The sequence below is a fragment of the Halorubrum orientale genome, from assembly GCF_059623105.1.
In genome coordinates, this window is record NZ_JBSPSR010000002.1 from 15,724 (window position 1) to 32,352 (window position 16,629).

Annotated in this window: 7 protein-coding genes and 1 pseudogene; 2 read left to right on the forward strand and 6 right to left on the reverse strand. The window is 62.4% G+C overall.

Features of this window, described 5'->3' with window-relative positions; all coding sequences use genetic code 11:
• Positions 1 to 22 precede the first annotated feature (22 nt).
• The 3 genes from ACWUI7_RS02505 to ACWUI7_RS02515 form a co-directional block, all read right to left on the reverse strand.
• On the reverse strand, positions 23 to 2,554 hold the full coding sequence (locus ACWUI7_RS02505; RefSeq protein ID WP_496640608.1) for a heavy metal translocating P-type ATPase: 2,532 nt from the start codon (positions 2,552 to 2,554) through the stop codon (positions 23 to 25).
• A gap of 3 nt (positions 2,555 to 2,557) precedes the next feature.
• Positions 2,558 to 3,460 (reverse strand): sulfite exporter TauE/SafE family protein, encoded by a 903-nt coding sequence (locus ACWUI7_RS02510; RefSeq protein ID WP_496640609.1) that lies wholly within the window; start codon positions 3,458 to 3,460, stop codon positions 2,558 to 2,560.
• 100 nt (positions 3,461 to 3,560) lie between these two features.
• Complete coding sequence (locus ACWUI7_RS02515) at positions 3,561 to 3,977, reverse strand: plastocyanin/azurin family copper-binding protein (protein ID WP_496640610.1); 417 nt, start codon at positions 3,975 to 3,977, stop codon at positions 3,561 to 3,563.
• A gap of 221 nt (positions 3,978 to 4,198) precedes the next feature.
• On the opposite strand from ACWUI7_RS02515, the gene ACWUI7_RS02520 reads away from it, so the two are divergent.
• Complete coding sequence (locus tag ACWUI7_RS02520) at positions 4,199 to 4,996, forward strand: bacteriorhodopsin (RefSeq protein WP_496640673.1); 798 nt, start codon at positions 4,199 to 4,201, stop codon at positions 4,994 to 4,996.
• A 182-nt stretch (positions 4,997 to 5,178) separates the two neighbouring features.
• Here the strand turns inward: ACWUI7_RS02520 and ACWUI7_RS02525 are convergent, their stop codons facing one another.
• On the reverse strand, positions 5,179 to 10,599 hold the full coding sequence (locus ACWUI7_RS02525; RefSeq protein WP_496640674.1) for a choice-of-anchor D domain-containing protein: 5,421 nt from the start codon (positions 10,597 to 10,599) through the stop codon (positions 5,179 to 5,181).
• Between the two features lie 1,572 nt (positions 10,600 to 12,171).
• Positions 12,172 to 13,899, reverse strand: a pseudogene (locus ACWUI7_RS02530) (Ig-like domain-containing protein); the annotation flags it as partial.
• Between the two features lie 51 nt (positions 13,900 to 13,950).
• Between ACWUI7_RS02530 and ACWUI7_RS02535 the strand changes: the two are divergent.
• Positions 13,951 to 14,553: a hypothetical protein gene (locus ACWUI7_RS02535; RefSeq protein WP_496640611.1), complete on the forward strand. Its 603-nt coding sequence runs from the start codon at positions 13,951 to 13,953 to the stop codon at positions 14,551 to 14,553.
• Positions 14,554 to 14,787: 234 nt separating this feature from the next.
• On the opposite strand, the gene infB is transcribed toward ACWUI7_RS02535, so the two are convergent.
• Positions 14,788 to 16,581: a translation initiation factor IF-2 gene (infB, locus tag ACWUI7_RS02540; protein ID WP_496640613.1), complete on the reverse strand. Its 1,794-nt coding sequence runs from the start codon at positions 16,579 to 16,581 to the stop codon at positions 14,788 to 14,790.
• Positions 16,582 to 16,629: the final 48 nt, after the last annotated feature.

A 16,629-nucleotide genomic window follows, 5' to 3' on the forward strand; every position in this document is an offset into this window, starting at 1 on the left:
AGTGTCGAGGACGGCACCACGCTCACGACGACAACAACGGCCGCGAGGAGTTCGTCACCACGAGCAGGCTTGAGAGTCCCATGGCGACCGCCGCGAACAACGGGTTCAACAGCCCCGTGACCGCGAGCGGGATCGCGATGGCGTTGTAACAGAACGCCCACCCGATGTTCCCTTTCACCCGCCGACCGGCGGCTCGTGAGAGTTCGAACACGGTCTCGACCGACGCGAGGTCGTCGTCGATCACCGCGACATCGGCGGCATCAGCTGCCATCGCGGTTCCTCCACCAAGTGCGATGCCGAGATCGGCGGCCGCCAGCGCGGGTGCGTCGTTTGTTCCGTCCCCGACCATCACGGTTCGCCCACGGCCTTTCAGTCGCTCAACCGTTTCGGCTTTACCTTCGGGCGGGACTCCGGCGAACACCTCGGTGACCGCGTCGTGCTCGCGGAAGACGGTCGCGGCCCGCGCGTCGTCGCCAGTCAACACGACGACGTCGACACCGGCCGTAGCCAGCGAGGAGAGCGTCTCGGCCCATCCTGGACGGAGCTCGTCGCCGACGACGATGACGCCTGAGGCGGCGCCGTCGCGCCCAACCGCGACCGGTACACGGCCCACGTCTCGTGCCGCGGTAATGGCCTCACTGACGGCCGTCGGTACCCGCCAGCCGCGCTCGTTGAACAGACCTGGGTGCCCGACGACGACCTCGGTCCCGTCGACGATACCGGAGACGCCGCGCGGGTGACTCTCGAAGGCGTCGACAATGGGCGCCGACTCGTCGGACTGGGCTGACTCGGCGGCCACGCCCGCACCGTCGGTCCTCGCCTGCCCGCTCGGGTCTGCCGCGGCGACGACCGGTTCACCGGTCTGTGCGGCCGCGATCGCTTCGCCAACCGGGTGTGCCGAACGCGACTCGAGTGCCGCCGCGAGTGCGAGCAGGTCGTCGTTGACGTCGCGGTCGACGACCCGCATCTCGCCGGTGGTGAGTGTCCCGGTCTTGTCGAAGACGACGGTGTCGGCGCCGCGGATCCGCTCGAAGACGGTGTCGTCGAAGACGACTATCGAGCGTTCTAACGCGTCACGAAGCCCGGCGGCGACCGCCAGCGGGGTCGCGAGCCCGAGCGCGCACGGACACGAAACGATGAGCACGGTGAGCGCAACGAGCATCGCCGCCGCAACGCCCGCCCCGAGCGCGAGGTTGACGACGGCGACCCCGACAGCGACCGTGAGCACGACCGGAACGAACACCGTCGCGAGCCGGTCAGCGAGCTTCTGGACGCCATGGGTGCCACTCTGGAGGTCCCACACGAGCTCTGCGACCCGGTCGAGACTAGAGCTCGCGTCGGGACCGACGGCGACGACGAGCGACCCGTCGGCGACGACCGACCCGCCGACGACGACGTCATCAGGGGTCTTTCGCACCGGCAGCGACTCGCCCGTGACGACCGACTCGTCGACGGCCGCGTCCCCGTCGATCGCCTCGCCATCGACCGGGACGCGTTCGCCTGCCCGGACGAGTACGCGGTCGCCCGGCGCGAGGTCGTCGATGGGGACCTCGGTCGTACTTGCGTCAGTTGCACTCGCGCCGGCGTCGCCATCGGCAGTCGCTGGGTCCTCGAGGCGACGGGCCGTGTCGACCTGTACCGTGGTGAGATCAGAGAGGAGCTCGGTCGCCCGAGACTTGATGCTCGACTCGTAGTGGTTCCCCACGGTGACGACGACGACGATAGCGACCGTCACGTCGTAGTAGATCGAGGGGCTCTCTAAGAACGCGACCGCAAGCGTGCTATAGAGGTACGCGCTTAGCGCGGCGATCGCGACGAGGAGGTCCATGTTCGGCGACCGCGTCCGGGCGCTCACGTATGCGCCCCGCAGGATCGGCCGGCCGGTGATGAAGAGGACGATCGTCGTCAGCACGCCGAGGACGATGAAAAAGTACGTCCCCGAGCTCGACGCCATCGCCTGGTTCAGGTACTCGAGCGTCCGCTGGTTGTAGAAGGGGAACGCGAAGTACGTCGGGTAGATCAACACGATGTACTGTAACATCACGGCCATCCCGACGAGAACGCCAATCGCGAGCCGAGCGGTGGCCAGGTCGTCGGCCCGTCGCCGCGAGAACGCGTCCTCTCGGTCGTACGCGCTGTAGCCAAGTCCGCTTACGGTCTCCGTGAGGTCGGCCGTCGAGACGGTCGCGGGGTCGTGGTCGACCCGGACCGTGTCGGTGACGTAGCTCGCACTCGCCGCGCTCACGCCCTCGGTCTGGGTCGCGACCGTCTCGATGAACGCCTCACAGGTCGCACAGTGCATCCCATCGACCTCAAGGAACGTCGCCTCGTGGTCGGCCGGGACCGACGGCGTCTCGTCTGTCGCGTCTGCTGTGGCCGTCTCGCGTCTCGCCGCGACGTCGTCGGCGTCGACGTCGACGTCACCGAGGGTCTCGTACACCCCGCGACAGCCGGTACAACAGAACTCGTTGTCATCGCCGTCGACGACGTCGACACCCGCAGTCGGGAGATCACACAGCGTACAACCGCCGTCGACTGCCTCGGTCGATCCCATCGGTCAGCCGCCTCCGTGACCGACTATCCGCACGCTGTTCGTCTCTATTTCGCCCAGCCATGTACTGCTCATCCCCATTCCACTCATCTCCATCCCAGTGTCGAGCGGGTTCCAGAACGGCAACATCGGGTGCGGGATGTGGATCCCGAGCGCCATCAGTCCGTGCGCGAGCAGGACGTACCCGAGGATCACGAACGCGACCCCAAGAAGTCGGTGAACGCGGCGGCGGTGGACCGCGTCGACGCTGCCGATCAGTGTGCCGTACAGGAAGACGGCCGGCATCGTCCCAATTCCCAGCGCGGCGAGTGCGGTCCCCCCGGCGAGCGCGGAGCCGCTGGCGAACGCGTAGAGGTACGCCGGGTAGAGGATCGGACAGGGGAGCAATCCGTGAACAGCGCCGAGCGCGACGATGCCCGGCCCGTTCGCGAGCCGATCGACGTGACCCGTGAGCCAGCCGGTGACCCGCTCGAGTCCGGGTAGGTGGACGCCGCCGGTCGCGCCGCCGAGGACGTAGCGCGCCCCAACGACGACAACGACGACACCGACCACAACGCCGACAACACCACGGACCGGGCCCGCAGCCCCGGTGATCGTCGCGGTCGTCACGAGCACCGCGCCGCCGAGTGCGCCGAGTGCGGTGCCGATGAGTGTGTAGCTCGCGGTTCGACCGAGATTAAAAAGTGCGTGTTGGCGAACCTCGTAGGTGGTGAGGTGACTCTCGCGGCCGTGCTGTTGGGTCGACCCGGCCGTGTGTCCACCGCCGTCGGTCCGTCCCGTATCTGGGTCCATCCGGGCCGCGTACGTGGTGACGAGCGGGCCGCACATGCCGATACAGTGGGCACCGCCGAGCAGCCCGATGGCGAGGAACAAAAGCACATCCACGCCGAACAGCGTCGTGAGGTCCATCGTGTAAGTCTGTGGACCTAGGGGCCCGGCGCGCTAAGGCGTTTCGTCACAGCGAGGGGTCTCACCGGCTCCAGTCAACCTGCTCCGATCGCCGCATCGGTCACTCCTCGACGAACACTGTCGCGTACATGCCGCCCGTCTCGTGAGGAATACAGACGTAGTCGTGCCGTCCGGCGACGCCGAACTCGTGGGTGAACCGATCGCCGGTGTCGAGCCGGCCGCCGAAGTCGGTCATCCACGCGTCGCGCGCGGCCGACTCGGTGTCGAACCCGCCGGAGGCGAAGTACGTGGCCGCGTCGGGGATCGCCGCCTGGTACGCGGTGACGGTGTGTCCGCGACTACTCGTGTTTTCCCAGACCACTGTGTCGCCGACCTCGACGGTCAGCTCTTCGGGAACGTAGCCGCTCGCGAGCATGCCGACGTCGTACTCGTCGGCGAGACAGCCGGCGACCGAGAGAGAGCCGCCGACCGCGACGCTCGCGGCCCCGACCCGTCCGAGAAACCGTCTGCGGTGCATATCGGTAGTCGGGTCTTCGGGCGTTTGAATATCGCGGTTGGTCCCGATGCGCCGGAGGGCCTGCGTCTCTCGTGCAGCCACCGAACCCGATCCGGGTGCTGCGTATCATACTAGTCAGGTCCGGTAATTTATATTCGCCACCACGAATGTGCGGGCGTCGTATGAACAAACTAGCTGCAGCTGATCTGGCGTTCGCATCGCTCGGGCGCGTCCCGATGGAGATGGGACAGACCGAGGTGTATCAGGCGATACAGGCCGACCAGCTTTTGAACCTCTCGTTTTGGGCGAATATCGTGCTCGCGGGACTGTCGATCCTGCTTTTCGTCTACATGGGGCGGCAGGTCGAGGACCCGCGCGCGCAGCTCATTTTTGTCGCGACGCTCATGGTCCCACTCGTCTCCATCTCGAGTTACACCGGCCTGGCGTCGGGGCTCACGGTAAGCTTCCTAGAGATGCCACCCGGCCATGCGCTGGCCGGCGAGGAGGTGCTGACGATGTGGGGGCGGTATCTCACGTGGGCGCTGTCGACACCGATGATCCTGCTGGCGCTCGGACTGCTCGCGGGGTCGAACGTGACGAAGCTGACGACCGCGATCGTCACCGACATCGGTATGTGCGTGACGGGTCTCGCAGCCGCGTTGACCACCTCCTCGTACCTCCTCCGGTGGGTGTGGTACCTGATTAGCTGTGCGTTCTTCGCGGTCGTACTGTACATCCTGCTCGTCGAGTGGGCAGACGACGCACAGATCGCCGGCACCAGTGAGATCTTCGACACGCTGAAGATCCTGACTGTCGTCCTCTGGCTCGGCTACCCGCTCTTCTGGGCGCTCGGTGCGGAGGGCTTCGCGGTGCTCGACGTCGCGATCACCTCGTGGGCGTACAGCGGCATGGACATCGTCGCCAAGTACGTCTTCGCGTTCCTCCTGTTGCGGTGGGTCGTCAACAACGAGCGAACCGTCGCGAGCATGGCGTCCGGACTCGGTGCGGCCGGGAGCCGCGGCACGCCCGCCGACGACTGATCGGCGCGAACGGCGGCAACTACCGTGAGTAGCGAGGCTTTCGGGTCGAGTTTCCGTCATCCCTCCCCGTCGCAGTCGATACCACGACAGACACAGCGTTCAGAGAATCGGGGAGGAGGTATAATGGCTTCAGTCAGAGAGAGTTGACGCCGGTGGGTAACTATAATAACGTTCCAGAGGCGTTAGTCTCTGTTGGATCGCCGTGACATCCACACAAAGATGGCACCAAGCACCACCACCAGCAGGATTACGATGCGTTGAGGGAGTAGAGCGGACGCATCATCGTCTGTCGGTGGCGCAACTGGGTCAGTGCTCTCAGCAGCCTCACTAGTGGTAAGCCTCCCGATCGATTGGCCAGTCAGTGAGAGCGTCACTCCGTCAGCGTCTAGCAGGGTCGTCTGGACCCTCGCCGTCACCGTCTCTCCTGGCGGCACCGAGACCGTCGTCGTCGCGAGCACCGTGCCGTCACCGCGGAGCCGTGCCGTGTACGTCCCGGCGTGGGAGCCGACGTTCTCGACCGGGACCGTCGCTTCCACGCGCCCGCTCGTCTCGTCGGCCGTCACGAGCGCGGGGTCGCCGAGGTCGAACACCGGGGCGTCGGTCCCAATCACGAACGTCGAAAAGCCCGGCGTCTCCGCCTCGAAGTAGTGGAACGTCTCGTCGGCGTCGACTTCCCGCGTCGGGAGGTCGCGGTAGCCGTCCGGTCCGTCACGATAGAGCGTGACGCTCTCGGCAGTGGCACCCGTCGCCGCGAGGTAGCTCTTGCGCACCCGGAACCGGTGTGTCGCCGTCTCGAGGTCGTCCGGCTCGAAGCTGTGGTCGACGGTGATGAAGCCGACCGGCCGACGAGCGGTCGCCTCCACGAACTGACGACTCGCCTCACCGAGCGCGTCCGTGGAGCGATCCACGGTGTCGGCTGGAGGCGTCTCGTTCGCCGCTGTCACGTTCGTCGTGAAGACGTCGACGTCGCGCGCGGACACACTGAGGTCGTAATCACCTCTGTCGGCGACGGTGAACACGAGTCCATCGGACTGGACGTTTCGGACAGCAGACGCCTCCGATGCCGGTGTCTCCGTCGTCGCCGTCGGTGGCCAGGTGTCGGCACCTGGGGTGACAACGCCAGCTGTCGCCTGCTCGGTGGTAAAGTCGGCGACGACCTGCTGGCCAGCGTAGACGTCTCGCAGCGTGACGCTGTACGCCGGCCCTCGCATACTCCCGGCAGCCTGACTGGAACGCACCTCGGCACGGCTCGACGAGCGTGCACCACCACCACCGCCGCCCGAGCTGGGTTCATCGCCGGTATCCCCACCGGCACGCACGCTAATCGGCTGGGTAGCGGTCACGACCCGGGCGCCGACAGTCACGTTCGCGACGAGGGTCGTGTCACCGGCCCCAGTGCCGACGACCGACACGCCCGATGCCCCAGCACGCTCAACACGAGCGATCTCGGGATCCCGGCTGACGATCGTCGCGTTCGCCGTCACCGTGTCGGTCGTGCCGTCGCTGAACGCAGCGGTCACGTCGACACGAGCCGTCTCGTTCACCTCAAGTGTCGTCGCAGCCAGATCGAGTGTCAGCGATTCGAGCTGCGTCTCCGGCGCTGTCACGGCCAGGGTCTCAAAGCGCTGCAGATCGGCTTCAAATCGGTACCGAGCCGGTGATTCGTCGACGAGTTGCAGCTCGACGGGTTCCCACGTATCACGGTCGGGGACGAACTGCTGGAGTGTGATCGCTTCGGAGGTGACGCCGTCCGGCAGCGCAGCCCGGTCGACGTCGATCGTTGCTGTCCGGTCGGCGAACAGACCTGTTGGCACGCTGCGGTTCTCGAAGGCGACGTACCGAACGACTGCTTCACCCGGGCCGCGGTCGGGCGCTGTCGACTCCGGTGAGCTGTACGTGTACACTGTGTTCAGCTCGAAGTCGCCGTCGGTAGCCTGCGCGAGATTCATCCTGACGACCGTGACCGGCTCGTCGGCAGCAGCCGGCGTCGTCGTGTTGACGCGATGGACGTCTCCCCGCTCGAGATTTGTGCCTTCGATGTTGACCGTCGGATTGCTCACCTCTCGAACGAGAATGTAACTCCGGACGTTCGTCAGCCAGATCGTCGCGAAGGGGTCGTTTGCGGCGTTACTCTCGAGTTGGAGTTGGGCTGTCCGTTCACCCACGTCGCTGGCCGTGAAGGCCACTTCGAGCGTGCGTGTCTCCCCGGGGGCGAGTGTCTGTGGGGCGCTTCCCGAGACGATGTTGAAGTCCTCCGGGTGCTGGCCGACGATGGCCGTCCGGTCGATCTGCAAGTCACCTGGCGACCCCGGCCGATTAGCGACGCTCAGGTTCAGCGTTGCCGTTTCCCCGACGGCCGTCTCACCGAAGTCGAGCGTGCGTGCACCGATATCGATCGTGGCGGCAACTCCCTCGGCGGACAGTCCAACGGTTCGTCGTGGTGTCGTCGGGTCGGTGCTCTCGATCGCGAGCGTTGCGTCCTGCTGTCCAGCAGTCGTTGGCGTCGCCGTCACGTCGACCGTCGCCGTCTCACCGGGCGCAATCGTGGCGGGTGGTTCGCCTGCGGTGAACCCATCAGCCGCGGAGCCAGTGATGTCCAGCCCCGTAATCGTGAGCGCATCCGTGCCGTAGTTACTGATCGCGAGCGTTTCCGTGGCTGCCTCATCGACGCCGACCTCGCCGAAGGTCATGGTGTCGTCGCTGACGCGCAGGGCCGGGGCGATGCCCGAACCAGTTAGTGAGGCGCTGGCAGTGCTGCCGGCGTCGGCACTCACGGCGAGCGTCGCCCGCGTGTCACCAGCTCGAGTCGGCGTAAACGTGACGGTCACCGCCTCGGTATCGCCTGCTGGGATAGTGTCGGGCGCGTCCGTGACGGTCATCTGTGGATCGGTCGCCGAGACGTTGCGAAGCGTGGCAGCTACATCGCCCGTGTTCTCGAACGCGACGGTCGTCGTCGTGGTGTCGCCGACGGTCACTGATCCAACTGTTCCCGTCGAATCGACTGGCGTGAGGTTGCTGTCGACGCCCTCGCCAGCCACGTCGATCCGTGTAGTGGTCAGCGTTGGGTCGTCCGTCTCGATGACGAGTGCAGCGTCAGACAGCTCTTCGGCGGTCGATGGGGCAAACGTAACCCCGACGGACTGTCGCTCACCAGGCCGCACGGTGAGCGATCCGGTGTCGAGCGGCTCTGCGAGTGCGTAGGCGGCCGCGTCTGCGCCCTCAATGGCGGCATCGGTGACGGTCAGCGTCTCGGTGCCAGTGTTCTCGATCGGTATCGTCTGGGTCGTCGTCGATCCAACGGCCACCGTTCCGAACGCGAGCGGCTCCGTCTGTACGTCAGCGTGAGGCCCGTTGACGAGGACCGACTGTGTAGCGGTGTCCGTCTGGCCGCTCGTGTCCGTGACGGTCACGCGCACCTGGTACTCGCCGGGGGCAGCGTAGCTGTGCGTCGGCGTCGTGAGCGTCGGCCCCTGTGCGGTCATGTTGTCGCCGAACGACCACGCGTACGAGTCGATACCGACGGCATCACGTGACCCGTTCGCGTCAGCCGTCACCGTCGTCCCGGGCGTGACACTCTGATCGGAGAGGGTGAGCGCAGCCGTTGGCGGGCGGTCGTCGACGTCGATCGTGACACGGTCCGTGTCGTCGGCCGACGCCCCTTGCGCACTAACGCGAACCTCGACTGTCTGTGAGCCGCCCTCGGTGAACGTGTGGGTGGTGACCGGAGCCGTCGTCTCTGCGATCTGAGTGCCGTCGACGGTCCACGTGTAGGTGGGCGTGACTCCGGGCGCGATAGTCGAACCAGTCGCTCGGAGCGTCACCGTCGTGCCAGCGGTCACACGATAGCTGCTTGCCGACACCTGGGCTCGAACGAGCCGGTCTTCGACGCGGTTGGTGACGGCGACGTCGCTGAACGACGGGGCGGCAACACCCGTCGGACCGACGAGCGTCTCGGCACCCTCGTCGTAGCTCACGGTGAGGTTCGACCCAGCACCGACCGGGCGACCGAGTCCAACCAGTAGCGTGTCGTCAGTGGCGACCACCGTGGTCACTGGAACGGCCGTACCGTCGGCCGTGACGCGTATCCCTGCGGTCGGATCGTCGCCAGAGAGCGAGACCCCTGGCGAGAACGTCACCTCGAGTAGGTCTGGCCGTCCGGTGGAGACGACGGCCGTGTCGACCGTGGGCGTGGCGTCTGCGACGGTGAGCTCGGTCGTGGCGGTCCGATTGGCGTACGTCACGGTGATCGTCGTCGTCCCCGGTTCGACACCGGTAACGGTTCCATCGGGGTCGACGGTCGCAATCGTCGGGTCGGCCACGGTGAACGTCGCCGCATCGGTGACGGTCGACGTCGTCGTATCGGTAAAGACGGCCGTCGCCGTGGCAGTCGTCGTCTCCCCGGCGAGTATCGTGTCGGCGGCCGTGTCTACGCGGAGCGATTGGACGGCTGGCTCGACAGCGAGACTGGTCGTGGCGGTGTCGGCGGCGGTCTGAACCTCAGCCGTGTAGCTGCCGGCGGCACCCGAGGGAGGCGTCCAGGTGAACGTAACGCTCGTCGACGCACCAGGCTCGAGCGTGACGGCCGTGCGCTGCGTGACGTTGGCTCCGGGGATACGGAGCACGACGTCTTGGGTTGCCGCAGCAGCCCCCACGTTTTCGATATCGGCCGTCAGCGTGAGCGCTGTGTCTTCGGTGCCCGAACCGGTCTGAGTGAGTGACGTGACGGCGAAGTCGGTGGTCGACGCCCCGACGCGGACGGGACGCTCACGCGTCTGGTTGGCGGCCGTGACGGCGGCGGTGTAGGTGCCGGCGTCGCCAGGCGTGGTCGGCCACTCGAAGGTGACGGTGGTCGTCTCAGTGGGCCCGAGACGGACGGTCGTCTCGTCGCTGTAGTCTGCAACGGTGAACGCGACAGAGGCTTCCCCGGGGCCTGGCCCCGCGTTTTCGAGCGTGGCGTCGACGAGGAGCGTGCCGTTCTCCGTGACGGGTGAGGAGGTGGTCACGTTCGCGATACCGATGTCGGCCGGCCCGGGCGACTCGACGGTGACGCTCCCGGTCGCGCTGTCGTTCGCGCTCGCGACGGTGATGGACAGCGGACCGACGTCGTCGCGGTCGGGACGGTAGGTGAACGTCCCACGTTGGGACGCGTTCGCCGCGAGGTCGACCGGTTCGGTCGCTTCTTGTGTTCCATTCACGCGGAACTGGAGCGATTGTGAACCTGCTCTCTCGCCGCGATTCGTGACAGTATACCCGACGGTCAGTGGCTGGCCGGCGTCGATCGTGGCCGAAAGGTCGTCAAGACTCACCTCAAGTGAAGCCGCCGAGGCGGAATCTTCTACCGTAATCGAGGTTGCGACGGAATCGTCATCGCTTGCAACGGTGATAGGCACCTCGCCACGGTCATCCATCCCTGGTGTCCACGTGAGTGGTACCGAGGTTTGCTCCCCGCCAGCGAGTGTGACCGTAGTTTGATCGACGGTTATCCCTGCTGCTTGGAGCTCAATTGTCTGCGTGTCCGATCGGTCGCCGGTGTTGACTACTGCTACGTCAACGACTGCTTCACTGTCGGGCGTGACGGAATCCTTGACCGTGCTGAGGGTCACACCGAAGTTAGCTGGATCCGGCGTTGGCGGGGGTGACGGTGATGTGGTACTAACTGAAACAGTAGCTGACTGATTGTTTCCTCCGTCGTTGCCGACAGCGTCCGTTGCCGTTATAAGGGTGACACTGTAGTCGCCGTCACTCGAGCCAGCATATGTTGTCGTGTACGTGTGCGCCCCATTACTGCGCTCAGTGAAATCGGCCTTACTGAGTGTCTGCGACTCAGCACCACTGATCGCTGCCTCAAGTGTACTGAGCTGTTCAGTAGTATCAAACGAGATATTGATATCTTGCCCAGCTTGGTTCGTGATGGTGAGGTTAGATATCTGTGGCGGGGTTACGTCTACACCAACACTACTGGATTCGCGTGCAGCCCCATCATTCCCTGCCGCGTCTTCTGCCGTGGTGAGTGTAGCCGTGTAGCTCCCATCGATGCTACCAGTATACGTTGCGGTGTAATTGTATGTCCCATCGGTATTAGCTATCTCAGTAAAATCTGATCTAGTAAGAGAAACAGTCTCTGCGCCGGTAATTGAAACCACTACTGTAGACAGTTGATCAGTTGAGTTGAATGAAATGCTTACGTTTCGATCGGAGGGATTACCCACATCGTATTGGGATATGACTGGAGCAGGGTCAGTAATTGCAATTGTCTTCTCACCGCTTAGATCAAGCGTTGGATCACCGGCTGAGCCGCCGTACTCAACGACGTAGCCTTCAATTGAGTCGTCCCCATTCGCATAGTCGTTCCACTGTGCATCGGTCAGGAAGTGTGCGCGATCTTCACCAGAAGCGTAGTCATTGGGCTCATTAGTATCCCAATTTACGTAGCTGCTATTTACTGTGTTCCCCCCACCAGGAGAGGTACCTCCGTAAACCGAGTCAAGACTGTCAGAGTTCTCGGCTGCACCAGTTTGGCTGAAGAAGTGTCGACCACTACCTCCTTCCTCGGTGCCTTCAGGACCGGTGACCCACCGCCACGTGCCCTCTTCAGCGGCATCAGAGGCTCCCATCCATCCCTCTCCCGAGAGTTTGTCTGCGACAAACTCGTTTTCTGACTCTGACGTGACTGTTACAAGATACCCTTGGAGCCCAAAATAGGTCTTTGCTGCAGCATTCCGGTTTGCATCGTCCCAGTCGATAGAGGAATTCTCAACAAACTCGTAGTAGTGGTTTGTCTCTGGGCTATACAAGCTGTCTGACCCGAGTGAAAAGGTAATTGAACGATTGACCGTAGCAGGGTCACGCACCATATTGTCGTAGCTGACCGTCCGCAGCACAGCCTGCCACTCACTGGCTGTTGCACTCCCAGTAAATGTAAGCACGCCAGTATCTGAGTCATACGCACCCGACACATCAACATCGCTTGCAACGGTACGGTTCCAGCTGAGTGAGTCTTCAGCTGAGTTAAATCCGATCCCTATGCTTACTTTAGCTCCTGCAACCGTGCCGCCGTCGTCATCACTGAGAGTTAGCCCATTATCAACTACGACGGCGCTGCCCTCTACGGTATAGCTACTGCCGCCCTGTGTGGTTGACAGCGTCGGCGGTTCAGTCACGTCGGTAATGGTAACTGTAACCTCCTGTACAGCAGTGTTACCAGCCTCATCAGTCGCAGTTATATTTAATTCATAGTCATTCTGCGCGTCGCTGTCGGTCGGGTTTTCGTAATCTTTTGCTGTATCGAGAGATAGCTGTCCAGTCGTTGTATTGATGCTGAAATCTGCTGCGTCATTTCCGGCACCACTGGACAACGTGTACGATACTTCCGAGGAAGATACCCCATCGTCAGCAGCGTTGGGATCAAGGATGTCACTTTCATTTCTGTTTTCAGCAATGGATACGCCGGCAGTCGACCCAGCGTCAAACACTGGATCAGTATTGTCAATACGATACGTCTCACCGGTAGCACTGCCGTTTCCGCTACTACTGGTCCCAGTGCCTCCAAGCGGGACGCCGTTGCTGTTGGTGATGCCGTCGTCGTCGCTGAGGTTAAGCCGAAACGTTCCATCCTTACTGTCGCTCACTGAGAGATTAACAAGATAGGTTGAGCCATTACCGTCCCCACCAGTGTTAATTTCCGTAATACTTGGTGAGGGTTCCCCATTCACTACTGTCGTCTCAAAGTCTCCACTAGTGACATTACTTACACTCTCTGAAAAAGTTATATTAAATACGACTGTATCAGCGCTGGTGTTCTGTGTTAGTGGAGTCGCTCGAGAGATTGAGACGACCTCCGGTGCATCAATGACGGTGACTGATAGGGTTGCTGTCGCGGTACCCCCGTTGCCGTCACTTACCTCATATGTAATATTAACGTCAGTATCTTGGTTTGCTCCCGGGGTAAACTCAATTGTCTGATTATTCTGTCCAGTAATTTGAGCAATTCCATGAGAGGGCCCATCAGTAATATTGGATATGGTAAGTGAATCCCCATCCTGATCGCTATCATTCTTGAGTACATCAGACGTGACAATGCCATCCTCATCCACCGTTGCTATGTCATCGCTGGGCGTCGGCGGATTATTCGATACAACATCACTCGTCTTCGTTGTTGCTGCACCACCGAAAAAATTGAATGAGCCTGCTTGGTTGTCAGTAACATTAATTGTAATTTTGTCTAATTCTTTCTGTGAATTCGTTGATATTGCGTAACCCCAGATTGCAGGCTGATTTGCGTTATCATATGTATCATCAACTTCAATTCGATCCATTCCGTCAATAAGCGCGTATCCTGGGTCGCTCGGTGGGTCGCCGAACCAATCAGGAACGGTGAATTCTTGGGATGTTCGAGTACTTCCGTCGGTATAGTGCAGGCGTGTCTCGAATCTTGCAGGATTTCCAGTGCCAGCCCCACCAGCAGAGGCTATTATATGGAGTGTTTCATACTTTCCGGGGGTTATATTTGTAGTAATATTTTCAGTCCCCGATGCCTGCCATGTATTGTTCCCATCGGTACTATGTCCGGTATCTAGCTCTATTTTTGGATGAGTCGCAGTTGACCCAAATATTCCATCATTTGGCAACCCGTCTCCCGAATTATTGTTATTTTCTGCTGTATTATTCGTAATTAATGCAGCAGAACTGTCAAACTTCCCGGACTCGTCTGCTCCATACACTGCGTCGGCATTGTAAGCTGAGGAAAAGTCTAGTTGTACGGTACTATTGGCTGCAGTAGCAGTACCTATTGGTCCAGTAAATCCAGCAACCACAATTACTGCTACTATTAGTATGATGCAGATCACGCGTGAATACGTTTCATTAGATTTCATCAATGGGGATAGTGGAGTATATTCGGGCATGAATTACTCCGATAAAGAGTCTAACGATACGAAATTGCTGACGTCCCGCAGGTGGCCGCCGCCGAGGCAGACACAGACGGTGACGACGCCGACACGCCACTCCGGGCTGGCTTCACTCGTGAGGCAGTCCCCGTGCCCGAGCGCGTGTGTGAAGATGATCTCCCCGGCAATCCAGACTCAGTTACGGGCGAGTCGGTTGCCGGCGGCGAACAGCTCACCACCATTCCCACGGACGCCCGTGCCCCGCTGATTGACCCGACCGACAGTAGCTACCGGGCGCTTGATGCCCTCGTCTTCGATCATGACGGGAGTAGTGGAGCGGCCCACGGTCGTGGCGACGACCCCGGCACGGACGACACACCCGATAGCGACACGCCGACCAGCACCGACGCCGACACAAACACGACTGAGGACACGTCGGGTGGTGACGGACACGCTACGCCGGCGACGGACACAGCGCCGGCCGCCGACACCGACACGCCGACCGCACAAGACGCGCCCACCTCAACGGCTGAGCTTGAGGCCCGGCTTGAACCGCAGGGCAGCGTCCTCAACGAGGTCCGTTCACAGCCGACAAGCCCGAGTACTTCCAGCAGTGGGAGATGTAGGCTGAGTTGCGGGAAGCGAATAGCCTCCCCCGTGATCAGCCACTGATCTTGGCGAGTTCAACACAGCCATCCAACGTAGTACCGTTTTATCGACCGACTGCTACCGACAACAAGTCAGCAGATGGCGGCCTCAGAATCTGCAACGTTGCGGCGGCCGCGTATACCATCTACGACAGCGTCCGGCCGTCTCAGCGATGTACCACGTGGATTGAACCGCAATTTGTGAAGCGGTATTAAATGCCACGATAGGCTTTGAGGTAAGATCCGATAGCGGTTAGTCTCACTTGCCCCAGAACGGGTCGCGCTTTCGCCGCGTGTCGAGGTAGGCGGCGAGCGCCTCCCGCTCGTCGCCAGTGATCTCCGATTTCAACTCCTGTTCGAGGATCTTCGCGTGCTTTTCGGGCACCTCACTCCAGAGGGTGTCACCCTCCTCGATGTCCCGTCCGACGGTCGGGCCGTCGATGGCGATGCTCACGCGCTCGCCAGCGCGAGCCTCATCGACGTCGTCGCCCTGCTTTTGAATCCCGGAGAGCGTGCCGAGGCGGTCGAACTCGTTGCCCTCGAACGCACCCACGTTCCGGTTGTTCTGGAGCGTCCCGGCGAGCACCTCGACGCCGACGACTGCGGGGTCGTTCTGCCGGAAGGTGTGATCGGGAAGCAGCCGAAATCGGGCGGGGCGGACCACCTTGTCGAGGACGGTCTCTTGTTGAGCGCGCTTGCGCTGTTCGACGTACGTCTCGTAGTCTTCTATCAGCTGGTAGATGACGTCGTTGGTGAACAGGGTGACGTCGGCGCTCTCGAGTTCGTTCTCCGCGTTCGGGAGGATACTGACGTTGAAGCCGAGCAGCGCCTTGTGCTCGTCTTGGTTGGCCGTCTCCGCGATGGCGATGTCGCGCGGCGCGATGTCGCCCACCTCGGCGCGCATGATCGGTACTTCGGCCTCTTTGAGCGCATTCGCCATCGCCTCCAACGAGCCGAGGGTGTCGGCTTTGACGACGACGCCGTCCTCGGCGGTGTCGACTTCGATCTCGGCAAGCGCGGCGTTCACCTCCTCGATGACCTCCTCAAGTGGCCGGTCGCGCACAACGCGGACCGGTGCACCGGCCATCGCCGTATCGAGGTCTGGCGCGGCGATCTTGACACCAGCGGCCGCGCTGACCTCGGCTGCCTTCTCGAACCGCTTCTCCGTGCGGATCTCTTCGAGGGGTCGCGGCCGCAACAGTGCGCGCACTTCGGTGACGATTGGGTCGTCCTGACCGCCAACAACGATCGTGTCGCCGTTTCGCACGACGCCGTCATACACCACGGTGTCGATAGTGGCGCCGAACCCTCGCTCGTCTTTTACCTCGAGGACCGTCCCCTCGCCGGGTCCGTAGACATCGATCGCCATCTCTTCGCGCATGAACCGCTGTGAGAGTCCCATGAGTACCGTGAGCAGGTCGGGGATTCCCTCGGCGGTCATCGCGGAGACGGGGACGACACCGATGTTCTTCTGGAAGTCTTGGACCCGCCAGTAGAGATCCGCAGAGAAGCCGGCATCAGAGAGTTGTCCGATAATCTCGTAGAGGTTCTCGTCGAGCATCGACCGCGCTCGGTCCGATTGCGCCGCCAGACTTTCTTGGATTGGTGTGCCGTCCTGTGGGTTCCACCCGGGGGTCGTGTCTACCTTATTGGCGGCGACGACGAACGGGGTTCCCGTGCGTCGGAGGATGTCGATCGCCTCCTCGGTCTGCGGCTGGAAGCCGTCGTTGACGTCGACGACGAGCACAGCAATGTCGGCGAGCGCCCCGCCACGAGCCCGGAGCGTCGAGAACGAGTGGTGTCCGGGGGTGTCGATGAACAATAGTCCGGGGAGATCAAAGTCCTCGGGCATCACGAGCTCACCGGCCATCGTGGAGATCGTCGACAGTGGAATGTCAGTCGCACCGATGTGTTGGGTGATCGCGCCGGCCTCGCCTTCGCTGACCGCAGAGCCGCGTATCTCGTCGAGCAGACTCGTCTTGCCGTGATCGACGTGGCCGAGCACGGCGACGATCGGCGTCCGAAGGGTGTCCGTGTGTGTGTCGTCAGTCATGAGAATCGCCCCGAGAAGGTCGGTTATATACCGTTCGACCCGGCCGTC

What these genes read in the sequence shown, in the direction of transcription:
- ACWUI7_RS02505 (WP_496640608.1), bottom strand. Translation starts at nt 2,554, where the DNA reads ATGGGATCGACCGAGGCAGTCGACGGCGGTTGTACGCTGTGTGATCTC.
- ACWUI7_RS02510 (WP_496640609.1), bottom strand. Translation starts at nt 3,460, where the DNA reads ATGGACCTCACGACGCTGTTCGGCGTGGATGTGCTTTTGTTCCTCGCC.
- ACWUI7_RS02515 (WP_496640610.1), bottom strand. Translation starts at nt 3,977, where the DNA reads ATGCACCGCAGACGGTTTCTCGGACGGGTCGGGGCCGCGAGCGTCGCG.
- ACWUI7_RS02520 (WP_496640673.1), top strand. Translation starts at nt 4,199, where the DNA reads ATGGGACAGACCGAGGTGTATCAGGCGATACAGGCCGACCAGCTTTTG.
- infB (WP_496640613.1), bottom strand. Translation starts at nt 16,581, where the DNA reads ATGACTGACGACACACACACGGACACCCTTCGGACGCCGATCGTCGCC.